At 62.4% G+C, this 25,552-nt stretch carries 21 protein-coding genes and 2 pseudogenes; 16 read left to right on the top strand and 7 right to left on the bottom strand.

What is annotated here, in order from left to right; genetic code table 11:
• Positions 1 to 177 precede the first annotated feature (177 nt).
• The 13 genes from HLH45_RS21370 to topB all read left to right on the top strand — a co-directional run bounded on the left by HLH45_RS21370 (position 178) and on the right by topB (position 12,266).
• On the top strand, positions 178 to 498 hold the full coding sequence (locus HLH45_RS21370; RefSeq protein WP_075288077.1) for a TrbC/VirB2 family type IV secretion system protein: 321 nt from the start codon (positions 178 to 180) through the stop codon (positions 496 to 498).
• A 1-nt stretch (position 499) separates the two neighbouring features.
• Positions 500 to 766: a VirB3 family type IV secretion system protein gene (locus HLH45_RS21375; RefSeq protein WP_019238162.1), complete on the top strand. Its 267-nt coding sequence runs from the start codon at positions 500 to 502 to the stop codon at positions 764 to 766.
• Positions 767 to 830: 64 nt separating this feature from the next.
• Positions 831 to 3,401, top strand: coding sequence for a TraG/VirB4 family ATPase (locus HLH45_RS21380; protein WP_081397855.1), 2,571 nt, complete (start codon positions 831 to 833; stop codon positions 3,399 to 3,401).
• 18 nt (positions 3,402 to 3,419) lie between these two features.
• Complete coding sequence (locus HLH45_RS21385; RefSeq protein WP_033479468.1) at positions 3,420 to 4,199, top strand: TrbJ/VirB5 family protein; 780 nt, start codon at positions 3,420 to 3,422, stop codon at positions 4,197 to 4,199.
• The gene (locus HLH45_RS21390) at positions 4,196 to 4,534 is read left to right on the top strand and encodes a hypothetical protein (protein WP_039431433.1); all 339 of its coding nucleotides are present in this window, start codon (positions 4,196 to 4,198) and stop codon (positions 4,532 to 4,534) included. Before HLH45_RS21385 ends, HLH45_RS21390 begins: the two co-directional genes overlap by 4 nt.
• Positions 4,535 to 4,553: 19 nt before the next feature.
• Positions 4,554 to 6,032 (top strand): P-type conjugative transfer protein TrbL, encoded by a 1,479-nt coding sequence (gene trbL / locus HLH45_RS21395; RefSeq protein WP_081397854.1) that lies wholly within the window; start codon positions 4,554 to 4,556, stop codon positions 6,030 to 6,032.
• A 6-nt stretch (positions 6,033 to 6,038) separates the two neighbouring features.
• Positions 6,039 to 6,749 carry a conjugal transfer protein TrbF gene (gene trbF, locus HLH45_RS21400; RefSeq protein WP_078563513.1) on the top strand — a complete coding sequence of 237 codons (711 nt, stop codon included), beginning with the start codon at positions 6,039 to 6,041 and terminating at the stop codon, positions 6,747 to 6,749.
• A 26-nt stretch (positions 6,750 to 6,775) separates the two neighbouring features.
• Complete coding sequence (trbG, locus tag HLH45_RS21405; protein ID WP_008577462.1) at positions 6,776 to 7,768, top strand: P-type conjugative transfer protein TrbG; 993 nt, start codon at positions 6,776 to 6,778, stop codon at positions 7,766 to 7,768.
• Positions 7,769 to 7,783: 15 nt separating this feature from the next.
• Positions 7,784 to 9,136: a TraB/TrbI/VirB10 family type IV secretion system protein gene (locus HLH45_RS21410; RefSeq protein WP_033837182.1), complete on the top strand. Its 1,353-nt coding sequence runs from the start codon at positions 7,784 to 7,786 to the stop codon at positions 9,134 to 9,136.
• A gap of 70 nt (positions 9,137 to 9,206) precedes the next feature.
• Positions 9,207 to 9,515: a hypothetical protein gene (locus HLH45_RS21415; RefSeq protein ID WP_008575014.1), complete on the top strand. Its 309-nt coding sequence runs from the start codon at positions 9,207 to 9,209 to the stop codon at positions 9,513 to 9,515.
• Between the two features lie 10 nt (positions 9,516 to 9,525).
• Entirely contained in the window at positions 9,526 to 9,765 is a 240-nt protein-coding gene (locus tag HLH45_RS21420) for a hypothetical protein (RefSeq protein ID WP_008575015.1), read from the top strand.
• 72 nt (positions 9,766 to 9,837) lie between these two features.
• Positions 9,838 to 10,086: a hypothetical protein gene (locus HLH45_RS21425; RefSeq protein ID WP_003490067.1), complete on the top strand. Its 249-nt coding sequence runs from the start codon at positions 9,838 to 9,840 to the stop codon at positions 10,084 to 10,086.
• Positions 10,087 to 10,088: 2 nt separating this feature from the next.
• Positions 10,089 to 12,266, top strand: coding sequence for a DNA topoisomerase III (topB, locus tag HLH45_RS21430; protein WP_081397853.1), 2,178 nt, complete (start codon positions 10,089 to 10,091; stop codon positions 12,264 to 12,266).
• A gap of 188 nt (positions 12,267 to 12,454) precedes the next feature.
• On the opposite strand, the gene HLH45_RS21435 is transcribed toward topB, so the two are convergent.
• Entirely contained in the window at positions 12,455 to 15,418 is a 2,964-nt protein-coding gene (locus tag HLH45_RS21435; RefSeq protein WP_046932235.1) for a Tn3 family transposase, read from the bottom strand.
• Positions 15,419 to 15,438: 20 nt separating this feature from the next.
• Positions 15,439 to 16,395 (bottom strand): annotated as a pseudogene (locus HLH45_RS21440) (site-specific integrase); the annotation flags it as partial.
• A 192-nt stretch (positions 16,396 to 16,587) separates the two neighbouring features.
• Here HLH45_RS21440 and HLH45_RS21445 point away from each other — a divergent pair.
• The 3 genes and pseudogenes from HLH45_RS21445 to HLH45_RS21455 form a co-directional block, all read left to right on the top strand.
• Entirely contained in the window at positions 16,588 to 17,643 is a 1,056-nt protein-coding gene (locus HLH45_RS21445; RefSeq protein WP_046932237.1) for a DNA-binding protein, read from the top strand.
• Between the two features lie 132 nt (positions 17,644 to 17,775).
• Positions 17,776 to 18,852, top strand: a complete 1,077-nt coding sequence (xopE, locus tag HLH45_RS21450) for a XopE/AvrPphe family type III secretion system effector (protein ID WP_033482209.1) — start codon at positions 17,776 to 17,778, stop codon at positions 18,850 to 18,852.
• Between the two features lie 295 nt (positions 18,853 to 19,147).
• Positions 19,148 to 19,843, top strand: a pseudogene (locus tag HLH45_RS21455) (DNA-binding protein); the annotation flags it as partial.
• On the opposite strand, the gene HLH45_RS21460 reads toward HLH45_RS21455, so the two are convergent.
• The 5 genes from HLH45_RS21460 to HLH45_RS21480 all read right to left on the bottom strand — a co-directional run.
• Entirely contained in the window at positions 19,831 to 20,868 is a 1,038-nt protein-coding gene (locus HLH45_RS21460) for a hypothetical protein (protein ID WP_017160582.1), read from the bottom strand. The pseudogene HLH45_RS21455 and the gene HLH45_RS21460 sit on opposite strands and share 13 nt — an antisense overlap.
• Positions 20,869 to 21,261: 393 nt before the next feature.
• Entirely contained in the window at positions 21,262 to 22,584 is a 1,323-nt protein-coding gene (locus tag HLH45_RS21465; protein WP_017160583.1) for a right-handed parallel beta-helix repeat-containing protein, read from the bottom strand.
• Between the two features lie 676 nt (positions 22,585 to 23,260).
• A complete protein-coding gene (locus tag HLH45_RS21470) occupies positions 23,261 to 24,205 on the bottom strand; it encodes an Eco29kI family restriction endonuclease (protein WP_223670422.1) in 945 nt (314 codons plus the stop codon).
• A complete protein-coding gene (locus HLH45_RS21475) occupies positions 24,206 to 25,354 on the bottom strand; it encodes a DNA cytosine methyltransferase (RefSeq protein WP_253909673.1) in 1,149 nt (382 codons plus the stop codon).
• Position 25,355: 1 nt separating this feature from the next.
• On the bottom strand, positions 25,356 to 25,552 hold a 197-nt coding region (locus HLH45_RS21480), incomplete at its 5' end, for a ribbon-helix-helix domain-containing protein (protein WP_171309893.1).

Here is a 25,552-nt window from a genome sequence, read left to right on the forward strand (position 1 = left end):
CCTACGCGTTGTGTAGGAAATCACTGACTGCGATGCCCGTCAAAGAACGGACGATGGAGTTGGGTAGCTGACATTGCAGGTGTATGCGTTGTCAGCTACATTTCGTGGCATGGTGTGCAATGGGTTTGCAAACCATGTGAAGGAACGATATCAATTCCCCCAACCCATTCCAGGGATATGACGATGAAGCTGCGTAACACTCGCACCCTCCAGTTGCTGACGCTGGCGGTCTTCCTATTGCCGGCAGCCGCCTATGCAGGCGGTACCGGCATGCCGTGGGAAGGCTGGCTAGACCAGATCCTGAATAGTATTAGCGGCCCTGTCGCAAAGGCCCTCGGCGTGATTGCCATTATCAGTTGTGGCGTGGGCATCGCCTTTTCCGAGGGCGGCTCGGGCATGCGCAAACTGATGTATGTCCTTGTCGGTCTGTCGATCGCCTTCACAGCTTCCACGTTCTTCCTGAACTTCCTCGGCTTTGGCGGCGGCGCGGTGTTCTGACATGGACGAGAACGCCAATCCCGATGGCTATGAAGTGCCTGTTCACCGTGCACTGTCCACGCCTCGCCTCATTGCTGGAATCCCTCGTGACATCGCTGTTGTGTCGTTCACGATGGCAGCGGCGTTGATATTTGGCTTGCAATCGTGGTGGAGCTTGCCGCTCTATCTGGTGATCCACATCGGCCTGGTCCTCATGACCAAGTACGACACGCAATGGCCGGCGGCGCTGCGACGCGCTCTCCGTTTAAAAAACCACTACCGCGCATAGCGGGCTACCGGCAGTAGTCCGCCAACGCCGACCACTGCCGGTAGCGCTCAGTGAAGGCCAACCCATGCAGCGACTTCCGAAATACAGCAACGAACCTACAGACATCGGTGATGTGCTGCCGTGGGCATATCTGGTCGCCCCCGGCGTCGTGCTGAACCGCAACGCGTCGTTGATCACGACGCTGCGCTATCGCGGGCCAGACCTGGACTCGGCGACCAAACACGAACTGATTGCCGTATCAGCCCAAATGAACAACCTGTTCCGCCGCCTTGGGGACGGCTGGTATTTCCAGATCGACGCACAACGTGCGCCCAGCACCAGCTACCCCAGCGGCGAGCACTTCCCCGACCCGATGTCCTATCTGATCGACGAAGAGCGCCGCAGCATCGCCGAGACGGGCGTGCACTTTGAGACCACCTATTACTTCACGCTTGGATGGCTGCCGCCCAAGGCGCGCGAGAGTGCCGCCCGTGCCTGGTTCTTCACCGACCCAGACGGGCAGCGCAAGACCGCGGCCAGTCGTGACCGGCAGACCATCAACGATTGGGTGGACAAATTCGTTGTGGAACGCGTGCGGCTGCTGGAAGCCTTCTCGGCCATCCTGCCCGAGGTCCACGCGCTCGATGACACCGAGCTGCTGACCTACCTGCACGACACCGTTAGCACCAAGCGGCACCCGGTGGTGCCGGGTGACGTATCCCAGGAGCTGTGCCGCGTGCTGCCCGACACCCCGCTGATCGGTGGCAAAGAGCCGAAGCTGGGGAAGCACCACATGGGCATCATCACCGTGCGCCAGTTCCCGACGCAGACCACGCCCGGCATCCTGGACCGCTTGAACCGGATGGGCATGGCCTACCGGTGGGTGACGCGCTGGGTGGCCCTGGACAAGGCCACCGCAGACAAGGAAATGAAGAAGATCCAGCGCGAGTGGTTCAGCGGCCGCAAGTCTTTTATGGTCATCTTGAAGGAGCTACTGAGCAAGTCAGAGTCAGCGCTGGAAAACCCTGAAGCCCTTGCCAACGCGGCCGACACAAATGCGGCAATGCAGGAAATCGCGGCCGAGGCGGTGGGCTATGGCTATTTCACACAATCGCTGATTGTGTTGGACACCGACCCGCGCCGACTGGAAACCAAGCTGCGCGCCGTCGAGCGCGAAATCAACGGCCTTGGCTTTGTTACCCTTGATGAGGCCCGCGACGGCAACGCCATCGATGCGTTTCTCGGCGCGGTGCCAGGCAACGCCCAGCACAATATCCGCCGGCCGATGGTGTCCACGCTCAACCTCGCCCACGCGATGCCAAGTTCCAGCGTGTGGGCCGGGCCGCGTTACTGCCAGAACGACCTATTCCCAGGCAATCAGCACCTAGACCACTCCCCGCCGCACATGTTCGTGGTCACCGGGGAGACAACGCCGTTCCGATTCAGCACCTATGTGGGCGACGTTGGGCACACGATGGTCATCGGCCCAACCGGTGCCGGCAAGTCGGTGCTACTCAACCTGGCCGAAACACAGTTCCGGCGCTACGAAGCGGCGCAGGTGTATGTGTTCGACAAGGGCGGCAGCTCGCGCATTACCACCGACCACGTGGGTGGCCGCTTCTACGACCTAGGCGGCGACAGCAGCCCGGCGTTTCAGCCACTTGCCCACGTGGACAACGACCAGGAGCGGGCGTGGGCGCAAGAATGGCTCATCGACATCATCGTGGGTGAAGGCGTCGAAATGACGCCCCAGCGTAAGCGCGCCATCTGGGACGCGCTCAACGAAATGGGCGGCCTGAACTACCCGGAGGAACAGCGCACCATTTCAGCCTTCACCGTGCTGGTGCAAGATCCAGACATCAAGCAGGCCTTGCACCCGTTCACGGTGGACGGCGCGCACGGCTACCTGCTCGATGCAACGCACGATGACGTGTCGCTGGGCAGCTGGCTTGCGTTTGAAATGGAAGAACTGATGAACACCCCCCAGGTGGTCATGCCTGTGCTGACCTACCTGTTTCACCGCTTGGAGCAACGCTTCGACGCCAAGCGGCCAAGCATGTTGGTGCTCGATGAAGCATGGCTGTTCCTGGACCACCCGGCGTTTTCGGCCAAGATCCGCGAATGGCTTAAGGTGCTGCGTAAAGCCAACGTCGCAGTGTGGTTCGCCACACAGAGTCTGGCCGACGTGGCGCAATCCAAGATCATGCCGACGCTGATCGAGGCATGCATGACCAAGATCTTCCTGCCCAACAGCAGCGCCCGCAACGACGAGGTGGCCAAGTTCTACCGGATGTTCGGTTTGAATGAGAAGCAGCTGGACATCCTCGCCAGCAGCACGCCCAAGCGCGACTACTACCTGACCAGCCCGCAGGGCAATCGTCTGTTCTCGCTGGGCATGGGGCCGTTGGCGCTCGCTGTGTGTGGTGCAACCGGCAAGGAAGCGCAGCGGGATGCCATCGCCATCCGCAAGACCACCAGCTCCACCGTGCAGTTCAACGAGGCCTACCTAGCCCACCTGGTCAATAAGCACGACCAGGCGCAGGCCTCCAAGCCGGCAAACCAACGCACAGCGTCGCCCCTGCAATGGGCGCTCGACTTCGTGCGCTCCGTTGATAGCAGTCCCGCAGCGCCGAGCAACACCCCCGTCCAAGCCTAACCCCGCATGGAGAACGCTATGACCATTCGTCGCGTTACCGCAGCACTCACCGTCGCCATCGGCATCACTGTTGCCGGCGGCTCCGCCGTCTATGCACCCCCGGCGCAAGCGTTGGTGTGCGCCAATTGCAGCAACCTGGTGACCCAGCTGTTGCAGCAGAGTCAGGAGATTTCGGCCTATGCAAAGCAGGTGCAGCAATACAAAACCCAGCTGGATCAATTGAACTTGCAGATCCAGCAGGTTGCCAACGAAGGCCGCAATCTGGCCTCGTTGCCGAGCAATGTGTTCGGTCAGTACCAGCGGGTTTACGACTCCTACAAGCAGAGCATCAACCAACTGCGCGGAAGCATGGCGAACCTACAAAACACACGAGACCTGTTCGCCCAACGCTATCCCCAAGTGACCGATGACGCGACCTTTCAGCAGCTTTCCACGATGGTTGATCAGTGGCAATCGCAGGGCCGCGAGAACGTAGAGGACGCCCTTTACAGCGGCGCCGCCGTCCTGGACACCCTGGACAGCACCAACCAGCAGTTCGAGACGATGGGCAAGGCCTCGCAGTCAGCGACAGGTGCCCTAGCTGCCACGCAGGCCGGTAACCAGATCAACATGCTGGTCGGCCAGGAAATGATGAAGCTCAACGCACAAACGGCGGCGATGAACCAAGCCGTGCTTGAGGAACAGGCTCGGCAATTTGCATCCGACCAAGCCAACAACGTCAAGCTCAGCAAAGCTCACGGCAGCAGCGCCTACGACAAATCGACGGTCGCACCGGCCAACATTGAGTTCTTAAAGTGAAAAATACCATCCGCCTTGTAGTGATTGCCGTCGCCGTAACCCTCGTAGGTTGCGGCGAACGTGCCACGTCGGTTCCCGACAGAGGGCCAGCTAACGGGACTATTCCCGGCGATGCAGTGATACCGATCTTTGAGAAGTTGGGCCTGCCAGATAAGTGCAAGCAGGTTGGCACGTTCGACCAGACGTGCGCGAACCAGATCGACAGTGCATACGGCATTGGCGCCGGCGATGACGCACGGATCAAGCTGAAAACATGCCGCGCTTATGGGAATTGTGGCGATAAACGCGGCTCTCCGGCGAAGTCCACCGTGCCTCCGGCTAAAACGAGCTTCTAACTACCAAAGGTAGGCCGCTATGAACCCGACCACCACCGGATTCCTAACCGCGTTACTCAACAATTTCGTCAACGTTTTCTCCAACGGGTTCGGAATCCTGACACCACGTGCGTCCGCAATATTGGGCACGCTCGCAGCGATCGAAGTAGCGCTAGCTGCGCTTTTTTGGGCGCTGCGCGGTGAAGACTTCACTGCACCGTTCCTTAGAAAGCTCCTAAGGATCGGCTTCTTTACCTTCCTGGTCGCATCATGGCCGACCTTGACCAATGGAGTAGCCACCGGACTCGCACAGATCGGAACCCTGGCGGGCGGTGGTACCTCGACATTAATTAAAGACCCAAGCGCAATCCTAGATAGAGCAATGGAGGTCATCAAACCAATTGATGATCAGATCCAGGACATGCAACGCGGCGGGTGGATGGACAAAGTTGCGATGCTCGCAGTAGTTGTCCAGTACACGATTGCGGAGCTGTTTATCCTGGCTGCATTCGCAGTGTTAGCGGTCACGTGCATGCTGACCGTCCTCGAGTTCTATCTAGTGTCGGTCTTAGGCCTAATTCTGGTTCCCTGGGGTATCAGCAATCACACTGCGTTCCTAGCTGAGAAAGCGATAGGCGCTGTCATAGCCCAGGGTGTGAAGCTGATGGTGTTGAGCTTCATCATGGCGGTTTACGGCAACGTCATGGCGACATTCACTGTGCCGCCAGCCCCCGAGATCCTTGTTACCTATCTCGCAGCTGTCTCGGCTGGTGTGATGGCCATCCTGGCCGTACATGCCCCAGCTGTAGCCGGAGGCCTGCTATCAGGCTCGCCGTCTTTGACCGCCGGTAGCGCGGCCGGTGTCGCCATTGGTGCCGGCGCTGCCGCCATCGGTGCGGGTGTCGGTGCCGCCGCGCTTGGCCGCATGGGCGCCGCCAGTGCGGCCAAGACCATCACCGCCGCCGGGCAGATCCACGGCGCCGGAAGTGCAGCTGCCGCAAATAGCACGGGTGCCGCTGCGGCTGCACTGAGCAATCCCGGTGTTCGTGGCAGCGTCATTGGTGGACTGATGGCGGCAAGCACGACACCGGCCGGCCAGGCCGTTGCAGCCGGCGTTCAACGCGCGGCAAGCACCCGGCTCGGCCAGGCCGCAATCAAGTTCGGCTCGGCCGCCGCTGCAAACATTGATCGCGGCGTCTCAGCGGGCGCCAGTTATGCGGCCGCTGGTGCGTCGGAAGTTGGCCGGATGGCCGCTGCACCGATCACCAATGCCGGCGCAGCGGTGAAGGACGCCTGGTCCCAGGGCGTCGCGATGAGCGGCGGTGTACAGCCGGCAGCTGCGCCGCCACCGCCTGCGACACCTACTCCGTCCCCGGAACGACTGGAAGCCGGCAGACAGCGATTCAGTGACGCAGCAACGGTCGCCAAGGCAACAACGACTGCCATCAAAGGAGCCACAACCACCAGTGGTGGCGGCAGTGGCAACCCGACGATTGCCCCCACCAACGACGAGAGCTAACCACGCATGAGCAGCACCAAAGACCTTCTGCAAACACCCGTCGGCCAGCGTCCCAGCTCGCCGCCGATGTCGCCGCACCACGACTCGGCTCGCAAAGGCTGGACGGACAAACTGGAAAAATCGGAGAGCGACAAACGCGCATGGCGCTGGGCTGCGGTTGGCGGCTACGCGCTGTCGGTCCTGCTGGCTGGCGGTCTTATTGCCGTGAGCAATCGACCGCCACCGAAGCCGCTCATTGCGCGCATCAATGCAGATGGCGCGGCGCAGGTTGTGGGTTACGCGACCCCCAACTACACGCCCGGTCAGGCGGAGATTCGCTACTTCCTGAAACATTGGGTGGAGCTGGTGCGCACCGTGCCACTCGATCCGGTGGTGGTGAAATCGGCTTGGAATGAGGCCTACAACTTCATGACGCCGGCCTCCGCAAACAAGCTAAACGCCGAGGCGCGCGTGCCGGGTTCGACCATGAGCAAGGTCGGCCAAGAAACTGTCACCACGCAAGTGACTTCCGTGGTGCCCGTGTCGGCCGACAGCTATCAGGTGCGGTGGATCGAAACGAGCTTCACCGATCAGGGCCAGGTCAAAGAGCGGTCAACGTGGACGTCCACGTTCACCGTCAAGCAAAGCCCACCTGATCGAAAGATCGAGCTGATAAACCCGCTCGGCCTGTTCATCACGGACTTCAATTGGCAGCGCGACATCGGCAGCACCCCCTAATTTTTTCGCCTAAGAGTGCAAACACTATGCAAACCATGAAGACCTCTCTTCTGCCCCTGCTGCTGTTGTCTGCCGGCATTGCCAATGCGCAGAGCACGCCACAAGTGCCGGCGATCACCAGCGCGCTCAACGACAACAGCACCGCAGCTGCCAACGCAGCGCCGTTGGCGAACAACCCACCCGCACCCGCGCAGGCATACGTGCCGCCGCCAGTAACGCCTGAGCGAGTCTCCCCGCGTGTTGCCAAAGCGCGGTCCGACTTCGACAGCAAGCAACGCGCCCAGGTCGCCGAATACGTCGGCCAAGCACGTCAAGCGCCAACGAGCAGCAGCACCGCCAACATCGGCGGACAGACGGTCTTCACCTATAGGCCTGGTGCGCTCTACACGATCTATGTCGGCGCCGGCCGTCAGACCGTGATCGACTTCCAGCCCGGCGAGCAGCTGACCGGCGAGGTCAACGGGTCGGATACGGTGCGCTGGCTGATTAGCCAGGTCACCAGCGGCACCGATGCCGGTGAGCAAGTGCACCTGGTGCTGAAAGCCGTGGAGCCAGGTCTGACCAACGACCTGTTCATTGCCACCAATCGTCGCACCTACCTGGTCACCGCGCGTAGCGTGACCGATTGGAGCATGCCTAGCGTGTCCTGGCAGTACCCGATGGACACCTGGAAGGCACAGCAAGCCGTGGCAGCCAAGCGCAAAGCCGTCGAGCCGGTGGCGGTGGCCCCAGACGCGCTGCACTTCAACTACGACATCAAGGGCGGGCGATACGCCTGGAAGCCCATGCAGGTCTTCGATGATGGCGCGCAGACCTATATCCGCATGCCAGCCACGCTCAACGCGACCGATGCCCCGGCGTTGTTCCTGATCGAGAAGGGCGAACCGCTACTGGTGAACTACCGCGTCAAGGGCGTGGCGAACGGTACCAGCGGACCGACCTACATCGTGGACCGCGTGTTTGATCGCGCCGAGCTGCGCGTCGGTGCGAAGCAAACCATCACGATCCGCCGTCGCTAATCACAGAGGTGCCGCATGCAGACCACGAACGGAACCCCGGCTGACGACGAACGCGATCCGGTCACTGGCGAATCGGCCAGCCAAGGCTATCAGCCGCCGCAGGACGCACCTATCCCGCTGGCAACGCCAAAGCCGAAGATCAAGACCCTGGACAAAACGAAGGTCGGCATCATCGCCGGCATCGCGTTTGTGTTGATCGCATTCGCTTTCGTCCAGGCCTTCATGCAGAAGCCAAAACAGAACAAGCCCAAGGAGCAAGCGACGACGGCCAACATGTCCAACAAGCCTGAGGCCTTCAATGCGTTGCCCAGCGACTACGCCACGGCCGCTCAGCAGCGTGCAGAGCGCGTGCCCAAGTTGGGGCCACCCATGCCAGGGGAAACGGGTCAATTGCAGTACGCGGCCCAACAGCAGGCCAGCACGCGAGCCTACGGCAGCGGGCAAGCGCAGACAGCAGCCCAGCAATTTGCCGCCCAGCAGGATCTACAGCGCCTACAACAGGCCGCCAACGCCCGCTACGCAAAAACCAGCTTCCAACAGAGCGGCGGAGCTGGTGGAGCGGGCAACCCGGGCCAGTTCGGCGGGCAAGCTGGATTTGGCGGGATGCCGCCGACCTCCCCCGAGGCGTTGCAACAGCAGCAACTGCTTGCCCAAGCAGCCGCTGCTGCTGCCGCAGCTGGTGGGCTGGACAAGACCGCCCGCGACGATGCCAACCGCCAGGACGACAAGCGGCAGTTCATGGACGAGAAACGCGATACCGGCACGCTGCAATCGCGCCTGACCTTGCCGGCCACACCCACCGTCGTGAGTGCCGGCACGCTGATCCCTGCCCTCTTCCTGACCGGGATCAACAGCGACCTGCCCGGCCAGATCACCGCCCAGGTGTCGCAGCCGGTCTACGACACCCCGACCGGCCGCCACGTGATCATTCCCCAAGGCTCGGTGCTGATCGGTGCTTACGACTCGCGGGTGACCTTCGGGCAGAACCGCGTGCTGCTGGTCTGGCAGCGCCTGCGTTTCCCGAACGGCTCCAGCCTTGACCTTGAGGGCATGGCCGGTGTTGACCTGTCCGGCTATGCCGGCGTGAGCGATAAGGTGAACAACCATTGGGGCAAGGTGCTGTCGAGCGTGCTGCTGTCGAGTACGGTCGCCGCCGCCGTGGCAACGGCAGAAGGTGACAGCTTTTCCGCTTTCCAGCGTGACGCTGGTCAGGCTGCATCCCAGGGCGCGGCGCAACAGATCAACCAAGCCGGCGCCCAGCTGCTCCAGCGCAGCATCAACGTGCAGCCCACCCTGGAAATCAGGCCCGGCCAGCGGGTTGCAGTGATGGTCAACAAAGACTTGGCGCTGTCGCCTTATGGCCCGTGAGCGTGATCTAACGTGTGCAATATCAGTAAACTCCGATGGCTTTACCAACCACCCAACGGAGCCAAAAGCTATGCCTGCAAAAGCCGCACGGCGACAAGTTGTCGCGAACGTGGCCCCTAAGCAGATGAAAGCGATTGACCGCGATGCACAGCGCGCCGGATTAAGCCGACGCATGTTTATGCAAAACCTCATGGAAGAATTTCTGCTTCAACCCACCACCCTGGTTCCCGGCGGCATCTACCGCAAGCTCGACCGCGAACGCCTACGGTTCCACCTGTCCGTGCCCTTGCACAACGCTGTCAACAAGTACGCCAAGAAGCTGGGCGTCACGATCAGCGTCGTTATCACCACCGCTGTAGCCAATCGCTACCCGCTCTAGGAACAACAACATGGCCCGCAAACCATCCGCACTGCCGAAGATCCCCGTCAAGACTGAGCGCGTCACCAAGCGCTTGCAGTTCGATCCCAACCTCATCAAACGTGTTGAGGCCTTCTGCGATTTCTACGCCGAGACCGTGGGCGCAAAACCTGACTGGAACGATGCCGCCGTTGCCCTGATCGAGCATGCGCTCGATGGCAACCGTGACTTCAACAAGTACCTTGCCGAGCAGAACAAGCCAGCTGCATGACCACACCGTGACGCACTCAGTCTGTGCGGCCCACCTCGCGTGGCCGCATCGGACAACCGCCGGAGTTAGCGCATGAACGCACCCGAAAAGAGCCTGGGATACCGCATCGGCGAAATGCTCTACGCCATGTCGCAGTGGTCACGCCCAGCCCGCGCCAGCATTGTGATCGTTGGCATGCTGGCTGCCATCGTATTTTTCTGGCTGTCGATTCCGGCCGCCGCCGTCGCCATCGGGTTTGTCTCGCTGGCGACATTCTGGCTGCTGCTGCCCACCGACCCGCCGGCCGACCCGAACACCGCCGCCAACGACTCGGAGGGCTGACCATGCGCCTATGGATCTGCGAAAAGCGCGACCAGGCCAAGAACATCGCGCCGTTGCTGGGCAACCCGAAACCTGGTCAGGGCTATATCGACACCGACGATGGCCGTGTCACGTGGGCACGTGGCCACCTCCTGGAACAAGTCGCACCGCCAGGCTATGACAAGGCATGGGAAGCCTGGAATTTCGATGTGCTGCCCATGATCCCAAGCGTGTGGAAGCACCAACCCACCCCCGACAAGGAACGCGAGCTGGCCGTGCTGCTGGCCAATATTCCCAAGGCGACGGAAATCATCATCGCCACTGACTGCGGAGCCGAAGGCGAAGCGATCGCCCGTGAGCTGCTGGACCATGCAGGCTATCGCGGGGCGGTGCGCCGGCTGTGGTACTCCGCGCTTGATGCGGCAAGCCTCACCAAGGCCATCGCCAGTCTGCGACCAGGTGAAAGCAGCGAACCGCTGTATTGGGCCAGTCAAGCCCGCTCGCGCGCCGACTGGCTGATGGGCATGAATCTAAGCCGCGCCTACACGCTGCGATCCCGCGCCGCTGGTGGCAAAGGGCCGCGCCATGTAGGACGGGTGATGTCCCCCACCCTCGCCCTGGTCGTGCGCCGCGATGCGGCCATCGAGGCGTTCCGCGAGGCAACCTACTACGACATCGAAATCACCGCTCAAACAGCGACCGGCGCCAATGTGGTGCTGACGCATGCGCCAACGGATGAGGGCCGGATCTTCGCCCGCGCCGACGCCGAAGCCATCGTTGCGGCTGCCACCGGAGCCAGCGGCCCGCTCGCTGTCACGAACGACACCAAAGCGCAGAAACCGCCCTCACTGATGACGCTTTCCCGCTTTCAGCAGCTGGCGTCGCGTCGGTTCGGGTGGAGTGCCGATAAGACCTTGGAAATTGCGCAGAGCCTGTACGACAAGGAGCTGACCAGCTACCCGCGCACCCCGTGCGCACTGTTGCCAAACGAACAGGAAGCAGAGATCCCCCGTGTGCTGGAAACCCTTGCGCAGGTGCCCGGCCTGGCGCGCCACGTGGCGGCATTGACCGTCAACAAACCCACCATCCGGCCAAGCGTGTTCAACAGTGCCAAGATGGCGAAAGACCATGCAGAACACCACGCCATCGTCCCCACGGGCGCGCCGCTCGCCGGGCGCACGCTCAGCGATGACGAGCAGACCGCCTATCTGCTGATCGCGCAGCACTACCTTGCTGCGCTGCTGCCGGACTACACGTTCAACGAAACGCGCCTGACGCTGGAAGCTGGCGGCGTGGCATTCACCGCCAGCGCTCGTATCCCGGTCGATCAAGGGTGGAAGTCCGTGTTTGGCGCGGACCCGGACAGCGAGGACGAGGAGGACACGACAGCGCCCGTGCTGCCGGACATCAAGGACGGCACGCACAGCACAGTCACTGCGGCCGCACTGCGGCCCAAGAAGACGCGCCCACCCAAGCGCTACACCGAAGGCGACCTGATCGCCGACATGCTCGATGTCGGCAAGTTCGCCACCAACCCCGAAGTGCGCAAGCGCCTCAAGGAAAACGCCGGCATCGGCACCGAAGCCACCCGGGGAACCATCATCAAGAACCTGCGCGAGCGAGGTTACTTGGAGTCCAAGGGAAAATTCATCGTCAGCACCGCGTTGGCGCGTGAGCTGATCGCCATGCTGCCTGCCCCGATCACAGACGCGGCGACCACCGCGCTGTGGGAAGAAAAGCTGGACGAGCTGCGCCGTGGCTCGGTGCCAGTCGAGGCGCGCGACGAGTTCGTTTCCAAGGTCGCAGCCAACGTCACCCGCATCATCGAAGCGGTGCGGAGCGATGCGACCAAAGCCGCTGCTAACCGTGTGCCCAGCGAAGGCCAGTTGCGCTATGCCCAGCTCATTGCAATGGAGCTGGGCGTCCCGCTGCCAGCCAATGCGGTCAGCTCCCACGTGGCCGTGCAGGCGTTCCTAGATGCGCACAGTGCTGCCTACGGCAACCTGCCCCCCAGCGCTAAGCAGCTGGCTTACGCGGAGAAGCTGGCCGCCGATAAGGGCGTGACCTTGACCGACGAGCAGCGGGACGCACGTGCCGCGCTGGGCGCATTCCTGGACCTACACGCGCCCAAGAAACCCAAGGCATCTCCCGCCAAGAAGACGACCACCAAGGCGGCGAAGAAGCCGAAAGCAAAAGCGTGATTCGCACCCTAGTTGCATGCTTGCATGCAAACATGCAACTAGGTAGGATGGCTGTGCATACATATTGCACACCTAACCCGTAGCGGGAAACTTATAGGGGTTCAGCCGACATACGTGTAAAAATAGCTCACAAGATCGGATTTCATCCATTGCATCAGTGAGTTAGCGGATATTTTGGCGCACCAAAACTACCCTGCCAATGCCAGTTCAGTCTCATACGGTTCCGGGACCGCCTCCACATCAATCAGGTAATCCCCGAAGCGCTTTACATGGCTGGTCACGTACGGGCTGAGGAACGCCACGTCCTCCCGCGTGATCTTCCACCCCTGCCGCATCAGAGACGTCATGATTCGGGTCTGTTCGACCACGTTGTAGAAGATGACGGCATTGGAGACCAGGTCGTTGTATTGGACGGCCTTCTCCTGCTCAACGGGGTCATTGTCGGCAATCACTCCTTCCCCGCCGAAGAAGAAATACTTTGCGAAGCCGTTGTAGGCCTCCACCTTGTTGGTGGAGGCGGTGATCTGTTCGCGCAACTCGCGGTTGGAGATGTACTGCAGCAGGAACAAGGTGCGCACGGCCGAACCGAGCGCCTTGAAGGACTGGTACAGCCGGTTCTTGCGGCTGTAGTTGCCCAGCTTGCGCATCAGCGTCGAGGCCGCGATCTTGCCGGTCTTGATCGAGAGCACGACCTGCATCAGGTCCTTCCAGTGGGTCTCGATCAGATCCCAGTCGACAGTATCCCGGAACAGTGCATCGATGTATTCGTAACGAATGTCCTCATCGGGGCGGAAGAACTTGTATTCGCGCCAGTTGCGGATGCGCGGCATCAGCTGGATGCCCAGCAGATGCGAAAGGCCGAACACCGGCAGCGACTGCCCCTGCGTGTCGGCGTGGACGGTGTCAGGCTGGATGTCGGAGGTGTTCTTCAGCAGGCCATCGATGATGTAGACCGCCTCCCAGACACCGCACGGAATGAAGTGGCTGAACAGCGCGACGTACGTATCGGACACGTGGTGATAGGCGATGCCGCCGTAGCCGCCATAGCGGATGTGGTACGAAGCGAGCAGATTCTGGTCGTAGAGGTCGTACTTGGTGCCGTCGGCGGCTGCGCTCTTGCCATCGCCCCAGCATTTGGGGAGCTGCAGGCCGGCGTAGCTGTTGATGATGTCCCGACAGGCCGCCGCCAGTTTGTTGGCATCCACATGCCGGCGGTTGACGAACGACAGCATGTGCGCCGAGACGGCGCCACGCAGGTGTCGGGCAGCCTGGGCCGGTCCGAGGTTGCAACCATAGGTGAAGGCGGTGAGGACGTAGCGCTCGGTCGGTTGCTCGATCTTGGCGTCCGAGCCGGACAGAGGACCGAAGTGACGGGGCCAGCGCGTCCAGTGGGCCACATCGCACAGGATCTCGATGACGCTGCGTTCGCGCATGCGGTCGAGGACGGCGGTTTCCAGGGCACGGGCCCCGCAGCTCATCTCCTTGGCCTTGCTGCGCTTGAGTACCGGAATGCCATCCTCGCCGATGACCACTTGGCCGTTCTCCAGATAGCCCTGATCGGTCAGCTCGGCGACTTGCGTCAGGCGCGATTGCAAGGCATTGACGAAGCCCACGGCCGTGGCCGGCAGCCCCACGTGCTTGCAGTAATCCTCCAACAGAGGCTCGCACTGCTCCCACGGCAGCAACTGTTCGCGGTAGTCGGCGTAGGTTTCCGATCCGCGCACAGCCACGTCGCCCGATTTCAGTTCGTTGGCCAGCGATGAGAACACACAAACCTCGAACAGACGCCGGTGGATGCGCTCCTCGCCGCCCACTTCGGTGCGATGGACGATGGTCTTGCGCCAGAGCTGGGTGGTGAATGCCAGATCGACCGCTTCGTCCAACCAATGGCTGCGGCTTCGTTCCTGCGTCAGGATCAGCTCGATCGCGTCGATCAGCGAGCGGTCCTCCGTGGTCGAGGCCAAGTCCAGCCTACGCACCATCCGCAGGATGGTGGAGCGGTGACTTTTATAGAACGGCCACAGCAGCGGCAAGTGATTGTCGCCACTATGCGCCGCAATGGCGTTGCAGTCGGCCTGCAACGTCTGCGCGCCACCATGGGCGTTGATCAGGTGGCGGATTTCACGCCCCGCCTCGGTGTCGCCGCGATGATGGTCGAGGACGCGGACCACATCCGACATCGTCGCCACGATCGCTTCGGTCTTCTCGCGATAGCGCGCCCTCAGCCGCTCCAGTTCCTCTCGGCCCCGGTTGTGGATGTTCCCCATGCGCTTGATGAACATCTCCGCGAGATCGTCGCGCGTCTGGACCCGGGCCCGGTGGATCAAGCACACCAGTACGGCGTAGCGCTTGGCGGCCCGAAACTTGCGCAGCTCGGAAGCATCCAATGCCCGCGCCTCGGCAGCGAAGTGCTTGCGCTTGACCTCCGGGATGCCCGCCAGGTGCACCTCGCTGCCGACCAATTCGTCCAGTTCGGCGATATGGTCGATCAACTCCTGGAAATGCTGCAGCGAAGAGCGCTTGGGTAGGCGCTTGATCGCGTGCAGCGGGCTCTTCTGACGCCCCTGTTCGACCTGCAGGAGGCCTTCCAGGCGCTGTTTTTCATCGATGGTCAGTCGAGCCTCGATCTGAGCGAAATAGCGCCCGTTGACCAGCGTGCGGATGCGCCGGGTCAGGCGATCCAGTGTGGAGAACGCCGGCAGCTCGACGCGATCACGCACGAGCTGTTCGATGGCTACATTGATCAGGTCCGCCGGGTTATCCATCACCGCAGCGGCTTCGTATACCGCGCGTGCCGCAATCTTCAGCCCGCCGTCGCTGTAGGCCCGGACCTGCAGGAATTGACGGATCCGACGGTAGTAGCGATAGCGCGAGGCGTTGGCAAGATTCGCTGGCTTGACCTGCACGCGCAGTTTCAGCGCGCTGCGGATATGGCGCATCACCGCCGGCGGGACTTCGTCCAACACGGGGAAATACCCCAGCCGTTGGAAGGTCTTGAGCAGGATCGTCAGCGTCAGGCGGTGCGCAGGCTGCCGGGTGTACTCGGCAACGAAGGCCACCTCAGCGTCGGTTGGCGTGTAGGCCGCAACCAGTTCGCGGACGACCGGGTTGCGCTTGAACTGCGGGTATGCGGTCCGTTCGATCGACGCCATCCAGCCCCTCAGGTCGTTGCAGGCCTTGGCAGCGCGGGCGCTTCCGGCAGACTGGCTTCGATGCGCCGGCGTGCGAAAGGATCGCCCCCATCAATGTAACGCATCGCCGAGTGCACATCGCGCCAGCCGACGTACTCCATCAGCGCCTTGACATCCCAGCCGTTGGCGTTGGCCCAGCCGGCAAAGCCGCGGCGCAGCGAGTGGCCGCTGTAGTCGTCGGGAGAGCTCAGCCCAGCCTCGCGGAAGATCCGCCGTAGCAGACGCACCAGGCTGTTGGGGTGGAGTGGCGCGGCGGCAATCCACCCCCACTGGTTGACTGCGCGAAACAGTGGCCCCTCGTGGAGGGCGGCTGCCGCGACCCAGGTCATGGTGGCAGCCACCGGGCACCAGCGCGACAGCGCCGGGACCTTGTAGGTGGTGCCGGCGTGCCGGCGATCGCTCTTGCTGTGCGGCAGGAAGCAGGTCATGCCTTCGCCGGCCACCAACTCCAAATCCTGAACCTGGAGGCGAACCAGTTCGTCGCCGCGGAAGCCGCGCCAAAAGCCCAGCAGTACAAAGGCGCGATCGCGCATGTGCCGGAGCCGACCGGCCGCATCGTCACGCGTTCCGGCCGCAGTTGCGGCGCCATCGAGCCAATCCACGACCTGACCTAACTGCGTGAGCTGCAGTGGCGTGGCTCGCTTTTCCTGACCCGGATGCACCGTTTGGATGCCCTTGAGCACCTTGCGTACGACGGGCGCCCGCGTGGGGTCGGCGAAACCGTGCGCCTGGTGCCACTGGGCCAGTGCTGCGAGCCGGTGCCTGAGTGTGTTGAGCGCGAGTTGCCCGGCGTAGGCGGCCAAGTAGCGCGCCACCTGCTCTGCGGTCGCCGGCAGATGACCACCCCACTCGATCTCGAAATGGCGGGTTGCCGCAGCGTAAGCGCGTTCGGTGTTGGGTCGGGTGGCGGCTTCCAGGTACTGCCCAACGCTGATCATCGGCCCCTCCCAGTCGCTAGATGGGCCGGGGTGTACTGGCCCGCGTGCGAGCTTAGCCGAAAAATCGGCCTTAGGCTGGATAATCTTAGATTATCCCGCGTGAGCTCAACGCCTATCGACGGTTCATTTAATGCGTTGAGGAGTATGTGATTACATGGTATGTAATACGTTACGAAATACGTGGAGTGACGGATGGCAAGGTCCGGGCTGTACAAAAGCGATGTGCAACGCGCCCGCGATCGGCTGCGCGCCACGGGCACGCATCCGTCCGTGGACGCGGTGCGGGTGGCACTGGGCAACACGGGGTCCAAGACCACCATCCACCGTTATCTGAGAGAGTTGGAAGAGGAGGAAGGGCAAAGCGTTGGCGCGAAGATGGGCGTGAGCGACGCACTTCAAGACCTCATCGCCCGCCTCGCCGAGCGGTTGCACGCCGAGGCTGACACGGTCGTGGCGCAGGCCCAGGCGCGCTTCCAGGCGCAGCTGCAGGAACGCACCCAAGCGCTGGAGCAGGCCCGGCAGGAGGCTGGCTCGCTCAGGACGCAGCTGCAACGCTGCGAGACCGCGCTGCAGGCCGAACGCGAGGCGGGCGACGCTGCCAGGAGCGAAGTGGCCCGCCGCACCACCGAACTGGCCCAGCTGGAGGAGCGGATCGCGGGCCTCACGGCGCGATTGGCCGAGCACGACGCCCATGCGAAATCGTTGGAACACAAGCACGAACACGCCAGGGAAGCCCTGGAGCACTACCGCACCTCGGTCAAGGACCAGCGCGAGCAGGAACAGCGTCGGCACGAACACCAGGTGCAGGAACTGCAGGTCGCCCTGCGCCAAGCCAACGAAGCGTTGACCGCCAAGAACCACGACCTGATGCAGCTCAACCGGGAAAACGGCCAGTGGCTGGAACGCCAGACCCGGCTGGAGCGGGAACTGGCGCAGGCACGCCAGCGGGCCGACGCCCAGCAACGCGAGCGCGACGCGCTGCGCCTGGCGGCCGCCGAGCACCAAGCCCTGCAGGTGCGCTGGACCGACGATGTCCACGCGCTGGAAGGCGTGCGCACCGAACTGTCGGCGGCGCGGACCGAACTGGTCGAAGAGCGCCAGCGCCGGGAACACGCCGAGGCGGACACCCTGCGGGCCACGGTGCGCCTGAGCACGTTGGAACAACTCCTGGCGCAGCTGCGGCCAGCGCACTCCGTTGGCGAACCCGAAAACGCCATCGCAGCCGGTGCAATGCCGGCAGGCAAATGATCAGCCGCTTGGCGAAGGCTCGGGAATCCCCCGCGTCAATGCTTCGCCGTCCCAACCATGCCTTCGGTGAGGCGAAGCGAAGCGGAGCGCTCCCCGCCAAACTTGCTTCTACAGTCACTGCAGGAGATCAAGATGGGGCTATGCAGTTCAAAGCCGAGCGTGGCGGGTTCACCCGTAGCGGGTTCACCTGAGCATTATTTAACCCACACCACAGAGCAGACCACGCCCTCTACGCCTTCATCCCCCGAGGCGCCCATGTCACCCAGCCTGCATGGCTTGGTGGCACTCGGCTCTTCGGGAACGAGACGGGATCGCTTCCGGCAGCCAACCCTACAGCCGCACGAAGTTCAGCAGGCGGCCTACCAGCTTGGTATGCGACTCAGCGGCAGACCCATCGAAGACGCGAGCGACCGTCAACGCCTTGCCGACGCGACAGAGACGGTACACGAGACACGACTCGCCTTGCACCGTGGACGAGGCAATGTCGATAGCGATCTGCGGCTCAGCAACGGACGGAGCGCCACCTACAGCTCCCTGTCTTACTGTCTCGGTGAAAATGACGAAAATTTACTGGCGGGCAGCGCGCTGGCTGCCGGGGCAGGCAACTGTGATCACAATGCAGCGATTAACGCACGTCGGCATGCGGTTCGCATGGAGGATGGCGGGCAGATGATGAATGTACGCGACTATGAGCAGACCCACCTCTATGCGCTGTACCAGCCACCAAGCTCGGCAGAGGCGGAAGAATCACCTGTAGTCCTCGACTCGTGGGGCGACGGTCCGGCCGTTCTACTAAGGGATTCGCACTGGGCCGAAACGTACGGAACATCCACCAACGTAATTGAACGCTTCGACAAGCGCGATGCAATCGACGCGCTTGCCAGGACAACCGCATTCAGAGCCGAGATCGAGGATCCGCAAACTGATCTCCATGCGAATGCGCGCGACCTGGAGACAGCATTTCTAGCCAACCCCGCACCCGGCGATATCTTTTCCGCGATGCCTGTCATCGCGCCCGAGCTGGCCCAGAGCACGCGTCAACGGCTGCAAGAGTACTCACCGCGGACGCGTCAAGCTCTAGCCGCCGATGCTGCGCGGCAGGCCTATGGACTGGATAACGCACAGCCCATCTCGCCGCGCACAACTGCTGCGATCCTTGAAGATGCAGAGCGCCTGGATGCCTTGGGTCGCCCACCCTTGAGTTGGTGACGATGGATCAAGCCGGATGAGCGTCGGCACGTTCATGACGCCACCGCAGCGCGCTTGGGCGCGCTACGCGCCCAAGCGCGGCCAGCAGGCCATGCGCGGTGCTATAGGTCGGGCCTGACACGTCGCCAACGTGTAGCGCGAGGTGGACGCCGAATTGCGGCTCTCCGTGTTGACCTGGTGACGCACGTGCAGCAGTAGCCCGGCATGAGGGTCGGCAGTGCGTCGTGAGAAATCCTTAGCTGACAGGGAGTTAGCTCACTTTTGGCTGTGTTTTACACGAATCCCTGCCGACCCTCTACTGCAGGCAGAACGCGAGGCGGGCGACGCCGCCAGGGGCGAGGTGGCCCGCCGCACCACCGAACTGGCTCAGTTGGAGGAGCGGATCGCGGGCTTCACGGCGCGACTGGCGGAGCACCAAAGCCACGCCCGCTCCCTGGAGCAGAAGCACGACCACGCCAGGGAAGCCCTGGAGCACTACCGCACCTCGGTCAAGGACCAGCGTGAGCAGGAACAACGCCGGCACGAGCACCAGGTACAGGAACTGCAGGTTGCCCTACGGCAGGCCAACGAGGCGCTGACCGCCAAGAACCACGACCTGATGCAGCTCAACCGGGAAAACGGCCAGTGGCTGGAACGCCATACCCGGCTGGAGCGGGAACTGACGCAGACACGCCAGCGGGCCGACGCCCAGCAGCGCGAGCGCGACGCGCTGCGCCTGGCGGCCGCCGAGCACCAAGGCCTGCAGGCGCGCTGGACCAAAGATGTCCAAGCGCTGGAAGGCGTGCGCGCCGAATTGGCTGCGGCGCGGACCGATCTGATCGAAGAGCGCCAGCGCCGGGAACATGCCGAGGCGGACACCTTGCGGGCCACGGTACGTCTGAGCACGCTGGAACAGCTCCTGGCGCAGCTGCGGCCACCGCGCCCCGTTGGCGAACAAGTAACGTCTGGGAAGGACGAAACCTCCCCAGACGCAAATAGTCAGTTGCTTTGAGGAAAGCTAATGCCGGGCGAAGCGCCACCAAATACGGAGCAACTACCGCGCGTCAGGTTGTTCTGCTCGAACGTCTGGCCGGCATTGCCCAGGCAAGTCGGGGCATTTGTCGTACCATCGTTTACGGCTACGTTTACCGTGACGTGCGAGCCGCGATTGAACGACACCGTCTGAGTTCTGGCGCCGTTGCCGAAGATGTTGAATTCGGTCAGGCGCCAGATCTTATTGATATCCACCGTAGAGGCGCGCTGACTCACTCTGTAGGCCCTTCCGTTCACCGAAAACGACACGGTATCCACGCCCCCCGAGGTCGCAGAACCGGTCAGCTTGACACCAGCGATGCCCGAAACTGGCACCAGAGGCACTCGCACCGATTCGCTGTTAATCACGCAAGCGTTGCCTTCGTAAGCATCCCAGCCGGACGGGCAACCCGCCGCATCGTATTCCGAGGTACTGTCCGCATATACCCAGCTTTCAATGAAGATGACCGGGTCAAAGCCATTACTTGAGTCTTCGTCGGCGTCGCTGGAGTAGACGTACTGTTGCCAGGTCCTGCACGAAGAAAAACCGAACTGCGCGCAAGCGGCGGGGTTGCTGTCGTTGTCGGTATTGATTTGCAGCGAGTATTGGACTACCCCAGTGGTCACGCCGCTTACGCTCGGGAACGAACCGACGGCTGAGTGGGTGAGCCTGCCCGTGCGTGCAGCGTAGTCATCGCCATTGCCGGTGATGAGCACACGGTTGTCGGTGGTGGTACGAACGTTGCCGCTGGCAACGTGTCGTGGCTTCATGACCAACTTCGGCGGTGCGCCACAGCGTACCGCCTGCCACCCCATGTCCGGAAATGTCGAGCTAAAGCAGCCCTCCATAGCCGGAGCCTCGTGCTTGAGCGTAGTTTCCCATGCAGACATAGCCTCGGCACGGCCAGTATTGTTTATTGCAGCGACCTGCGCCGCTGCACCCGCGCTAACGATGCTTCCAACGATGCAGGCGCCAAGCATGTACTTCGATTTAAATTTTCTCATGGTCTTTCTTCTGGTTTGATAGTTAAATTAAAGTAAAATTTTAGTAAATTTGCGGCGCACCAAATCGGAAGTAATCGCCGCGTTAGAGAAGTGCTGCTTTTACGGCAACGCGTTACTTCGTCCTCGATCACAATTCATAAAATGGCGCGAGACCAGCGCTAAACCGCCAGGCGTGGAGGTCGCGGTCCAGCATGCGCGCGGGCCAGCTCGGACAGGCGTCGCGCGGCGCTGGCGATGGGCGCATCGAACCAGACGGCATGCGCAGTGCCGGAAGCCGGAGTGATAATTCCTCAATTATCAGGCGGTTGGGCAAGATTTGGCTGTTTTTTGCATCAATCCTGCCGGGCACGATGGCGCTGACCGTCGGCCAGGCGGCTGGCGCCATCGTCCGGATCAACGCGCCTCGAATGCCCCCAAGTCCGGCGCATGTCCGTTGAAGGCCTCACCGGTATCGGCGCCGGCGTCGATCAAGGCGCTGCCCGGTGCCAGGGTGGCGAAGGTGATGATGGGTAGGTCGCCGTTGGCCTGGCGCGGACGCATGAGCTGTCGCTCGTCCAGGCTGACGAAATCGCCTGCACTGATGACAAGGGGAAGATTGAACGAATTGCGGCCGATATCGTTCTCACTTGCAGACCCCAGGTTGATCATTTCGATGCGCGTTCCGAATCCTAAGTTATTGGCCAGATGGTGGTCGTATCCAGGCACGTCGGTGACGTTGTCGCTTAAGGTGGATTGCATGTCGTAGTTGGCGCGGCCGTTCTTGATCGATGTATTGCTGATCCACTCCTGCCCACCGATGTGGTGATTGGCGTAGAGGCCGTTGGATCGATTGCCCACTGCCAGATTGAACCGCACGATGTGGCGCGGCACCGGCTTGGGATAATCGCTTCCGTTGCGGCCGTAGCCGCCGGCCTTGAAGCCTGTGCCATTGCCCAGCGGGGTGAATGCGCTGTCGTACCCGTTGTAGAACGACCAGTTGCGTTGCAGGGTGACTGCGGCAGCAGCATTGATCAGGTCGAACCCATCGTCGCTGTTGAACCATGCGCGGCTGCCTTCGATAAGGTTTCCGGTGCTTCCGGCAAGCGTCGGGTGCACGCCGAAACCGTCGATGTTTCCATCGGAGAAGGCATTGAGTCCGCGGTTGTTATAGGCATCGACGTTGTGTACCCGGTTGTCGCTGCCGGAAACCAGGTACCAGCCGATCGCCTGGCCGTCGTGGATCGCCAGATTCTCGAACAGGTTGCCGTTGCCGCGGTCAACGCGGAATGCTTCGGACTGGGTCAGGCGGTCTGCAATGGTGATCCGCACCCCCACCACCTCGAATCCGCGAAAGACGCAGTTGTTGCTGGCCACCCGGAATGCGGCCACGCGCAGGCCGGTGGGCGTCACCGCAGAGAAGTCGAACACCGGCCGCTCGTTGGCGACGTTGACATAGGCGATGCCGGGCTTGGTGATCTCGTTGACCACGGCGTAGGGCTGCCGCACCACGCTGATGTTGGCGTTGGTCAGGCGATAGGTGCCGCCGCGCAGGTAGACGGTATCGCCACTGGACGCGGCGGCCTGCGCAGCCATCACGCTGGCAAAGGGGGCGGCGCGAGTGCCGGGATTGCCGTCGTTGCCGGTGGGCGCGATGTACCAGTCGGCGGCCACGGCCGTGCACGGCGGCACGCAGGCGGCAACGGCGATCGCCACGATGGTGCGAAGAGAGAGGTTCATCGGATGTCCCTGGTGTACTGCATGACAGTGGCTGCGTGCCGCCTTTGACCCGGCGTGGCACGAGCCGCGAGTCGCGCAGCCTGCGGGAACCGGTTTGCGCTCGCCAGTGGTCGTGCTCGGTTCTGCTACGACGGTTGACGTTTCGATGTGCCGCAACGCAGAAGTGTGCAAACGGGACATAGGTATCTGGATCGATGCGGGCGCTGCCGCTGCCCGCACTGCGGCGCGACGTTCCACGGCCGCCCTGTGTCCGGCATCGCATCGCCGCGCGCCATGCGATGGAGAACCGCCGTGGACCGTCGTACCTTCCTGGGGTTCAGCCGTTCCTGGGGTTCAGCCGACATACGTGAAAAATAACTCACAGAATCCGCAGGGTGGGTAATAGTCGGATGCCCCCGGCTTCACGAGAGCGAGCACGAGCCGATCGCCTGCTGGCATGACACGCATGGTCAAGACCTCGGGACATGGGGCGGCGGCGTTCCTTTACACACCCGGTGACCGACCGGCCGCGCACACTCGCCGAAAGACAGTTGCAGCGTGCCGAACTTCGAAAGGGACGAGGTAGTGGATGAGCCGATGGAAGCGCCGTTTTATCCGGCAACTTCATGTTTTCACAAAAGAAATCGGATTCTGCGAGTTATTTTTATACGTATGTCGGCTGAACCCCAACACGTGCTTATTCCGTGGGCGGAAGCTCACCGCTGACGGTGGCCGCCACTGCATCATCATCGTCCACGACCTCAGATGGGGTCATGGCCGCGTTCTGGGCGAAGTCGCTCAGGAAGCCACGAACGATGCGCGCCCGGCTGCGATGAGGCGGGTTGGCCGCGAAGTGTTCCGCGATCCTCGTGGTGATGACGTCCGGGGACATTTTGTCTTCGAGGCTTTCAGCCATCGCCCAGTTCCGGCCGGGGTGCATCACGTCCCACGGAGAACGCTTATTCGCGCGCGTGGTGGCCGCGTCACCATGCTTGCTGATTCCCCAGCAGATGCCCATTTCGTTGTTCCAGATCGGCCGGAAGGTGCGAATCAGATGCCGTTCGGCGACGAGCTGCGCATTGGTGGCGCAAACCAAGCGGTGACAGGTGAAATCGTCCACCTTGAGCGAGTGCGGCAGGCCCTGGTCGGCAGCGTAGCCGCCCACCGTCTTGATCATCCGGCGGTGATCGACCAGACGGCTGTAAAGCTGCGGCCCCTGTTCGCGCGATGTGCGCGCGTCCGCGCTCTTGGGGTCGGCCTTGCCGACATAGATTGGCGTTTCGGTGCCCGACACGGCGGCATAGGCTGGATGATCGCCGTGATAATAGATCGCATAGACGCCAGAGCCGTAGGTGCGCGCGATGCGCGCCAGCGGCACCCTGTCCTGGGCGACCAGGGCCAGCGCCACGAGACGGCCGGCGGTGTCCGGGTTGGCGGGATCGAACGAGGCACCCGGTTCCTTGATCGGATCAAGGTTGCTTCGGGCTTCCTCGATCTCGCCCGTCAGCGCCAGCAGCTCGGCCATCGTTTTCGTGGCGGCCGGCCGCGACAGCGTGGGCAAGATTTCCCGCAGACGGGCCAGCCGCTCGCGCACCTCGACAATTACCGTTTGCTCGGGGCGAAGTCTCGGAGCCTTCGCCATTCAAGCCGCCTCAATGTCGGAGGCCGGCGCAGTGGCTAGTGTCTCGGCCATCCAAGTGCCCATAGCCTCGGCGAGCTGCGACGGCACGGCGTTGCCGAGCTGGCGCATGCTTTCCGTCCACGACCGCGGGAACTGGTAGGTATCGGGTAGGCCCTGCAAGCGGGCGGCCTCGCGCGTGGTGAAGTAACGCACGCTGCCATCGTCCCGAACCATCATGTTCTCGCCACCAGGCACGCCATGATCGCCCGCTTTCAGCGCCTTGGCGGGCTGATCGAGCGGGCTTCCAGTGTGACCCGGATAGACCCGGGCGCCGTCCTGAAAGACGTGGTTGCTCTTCCCGTTTGGCTCGCCCAGGCCCATCAAGGCATCGCGAGTTGTCACCCAGGGCTTTCCCTTAGGCACCACACGCAAGGCGCGCAGTGCGCGAACTGCGGCGGCATCGGTGGAGGGAATGAACGCATCGGCCGGCTGGCGAAGGCCGTGACGCTTCCAATACTCGCCGCTGACCCACTGATCCCACAGCAGCCGTTCGCGCGAGTGCGTGGGCGTGGGCGTGGCCAAGCCACAAGCCAAGTCAGAGCGAATGCCGGCGACGATGACGCGATGGCGCTTCTGCGCGGCCCCGTAGTCTGCTGCGTTCACCTGAACGACGATGACGCGATAGGCAGAGGCCAGGCGCGAGGCTTCCAGGCGGCGCGTATGGCGCGCGTGATCCTCGCCGTCCAAGCGGGTGATTTCTGGATGGTGGAGGTGCGCAATGATCCAACGCAGATAGTTGGCGAAGGCCGGCCGGGCCAGGCCGCGCACGTTCTCGAACAAGAAGCCGCGCGGGCGAATCTCGCGCACGGCGCGAATCACTTCCGGCCACATGTCGCGGTTGTCACCTTGCCCCTTGTGCTTGCCGCCGATTGAGAAGGGTTGACAGGGCGGGCCGCCTGCCACTAGGTCAAGGCCGCCGAAGCGACGCCAAGTTACCTCGCGCACGTCCGCCTTTTCCAGCGGCCATTCGCTTACATGCTTGATACGGCGGCGGCGGTTGTGCAGTACGGTTTCCACCGCGTCGCCGTTCCATTCCACCATCAATTCATGGTGGAAACCGGCGCGGGACAAACCCAGCGCCAAGCCGCCGCAGCCGGTGAATAGTTCCACGCTACGCATTCGAGCGCCCCTCTCTGATATCAAGTAAAAACAGGGGGACTTGCGCCTGTTCAATCAGGTTTTCCACAGCGCGACGTACCAGCCATGCAACCTTCACGCCATTTTGTTCGGCAATGTGCTCCAGGTAGGCGTGCTGCTGGCGCGTCAGCGTGGTTGTGACCCTTACAGAATTTTGGCTGTCATTAGCCA

This window comes from Xanthomonas euvesicatoria (genome assembly GCF_013112235.1).
Classification (GTDB): domain Bacteria; phylum Pseudomonadota; class Gammaproteobacteria; order Xanthomonadales; family Xanthomonadaceae; genus Xanthomonas; species Xanthomonas euvesicatoria.

Coding starts and splice junctions, on each gene's coding strand:
- HLH45_RS21370 (WP_075288077.1), top strand. CDS start 178: ATGACGATGAAGCTGCGTAACACTCGCACCCTCCAGTTGCTGACGCTG.
- HLH45_RS21375 (WP_019238162.1), top strand. CDS start 500: ATGGACGAGAACGCCAATCCCGATGGCTATGAAGTGCCTGTTCACCGT.
- HLH45_RS21380 (WP_081397855.1), top strand. CDS start 831: ATGCAGCGACTTCCGAAATACAGCAACGAACCTACAGACATCGGTGAT.
- HLH45_RS21385 (WP_033479468.1), top strand. CDS start 3,420: ATGACCATTCGTCGCGTTACCGCAGCACTCACCGTCGCCATCGGCATC.
- trbL (WP_081397854.1), top strand. CDS start 4,554: ATGAACCCGACCACCACCGGATTCCTAACCGCGTTACTCAACAATTTC.
- trbF (WP_078563513.1), top strand. CDS start 6,039: ATGAGCAGCACCAAAGACCTTCTGCAAACACCCGTCGGCCAGCGTCCC.
- trbG (WP_008577462.1), top strand. CDS start 6,776: ATGCAAACCATGAAGACCTCTCTTCTGCCCCTGCTGCTGTTGTCTGCC.
- HLH45_RS21410 (WP_033837182.1), top strand. CDS start 7,784: ATGCAGACCACGAACGGAACCCCGGCTGACGACGAACGCGATCCGGTC.
- HLH45_RS21415 (WP_008575014.1), top strand. CDS start 9,207: ATGCCTGCAAAAGCCGCACGGCGACAAGTTGTCGCGAACGTGGCCCCT.
- HLH45_RS21420 (WP_008575015.1), top strand. CDS start 9,526: ATGGCCCGCAAACCATCCGCACTGCCGAAGATCCCCGTCAAGACTGAG.
- HLH45_RS21425 (WP_003490067.1), top strand. CDS start 9,838: ATGAACGCACCCGAAAAGAGCCTGGGATACCGCATCGGCGAAATGCTC.
- topB (WP_081397853.1), top strand. CDS start 10,089: ATGCGCCTATGGATCTGCGAAAAGCGCGACCAGGCCAAGAACATCGCG.
- HLH45_RS21435 (WP_046932235.1), bottom strand. CDS start 15,418: ATGGCGTCGATCGAACGGACCGCATACCCGCAGTTCAAGCGCAACCCG.
- HLH45_RS21445 (WP_046932237.1), top strand. CDS start 16,588: ATGGCAAGGTCCGGGCTGTACAAAAGCGATGTGCAACGCGCCCGCGAT.
- xopE (WP_033482209.1), top strand. CDS start 17,776: ATGGGGCTATGCAGTTCAAAGCCGAGCGTGGCGGGTTCACCCGTAGCG.
- HLH45_RS21460 (WP_017160582.1), bottom strand. CDS start 20,868: ATGAGAAAATTTAAATCGAAGTACATGCTTGGCGCCTGCATCGTTGGA.
- HLH45_RS21465 (WP_017160583.1), bottom strand. CDS start 22,584: ATGAACCTCTCTCTTCGCACCATCGTGGCGATCGCCGTTGCCGCCTGC.
- HLH45_RS21470 (WP_223670422.1), bottom strand. CDS start 24,205: ATGGCGAAGGCTCCGAGACTTCGCCCCGAGCAAACGGTAATTGTCGAG.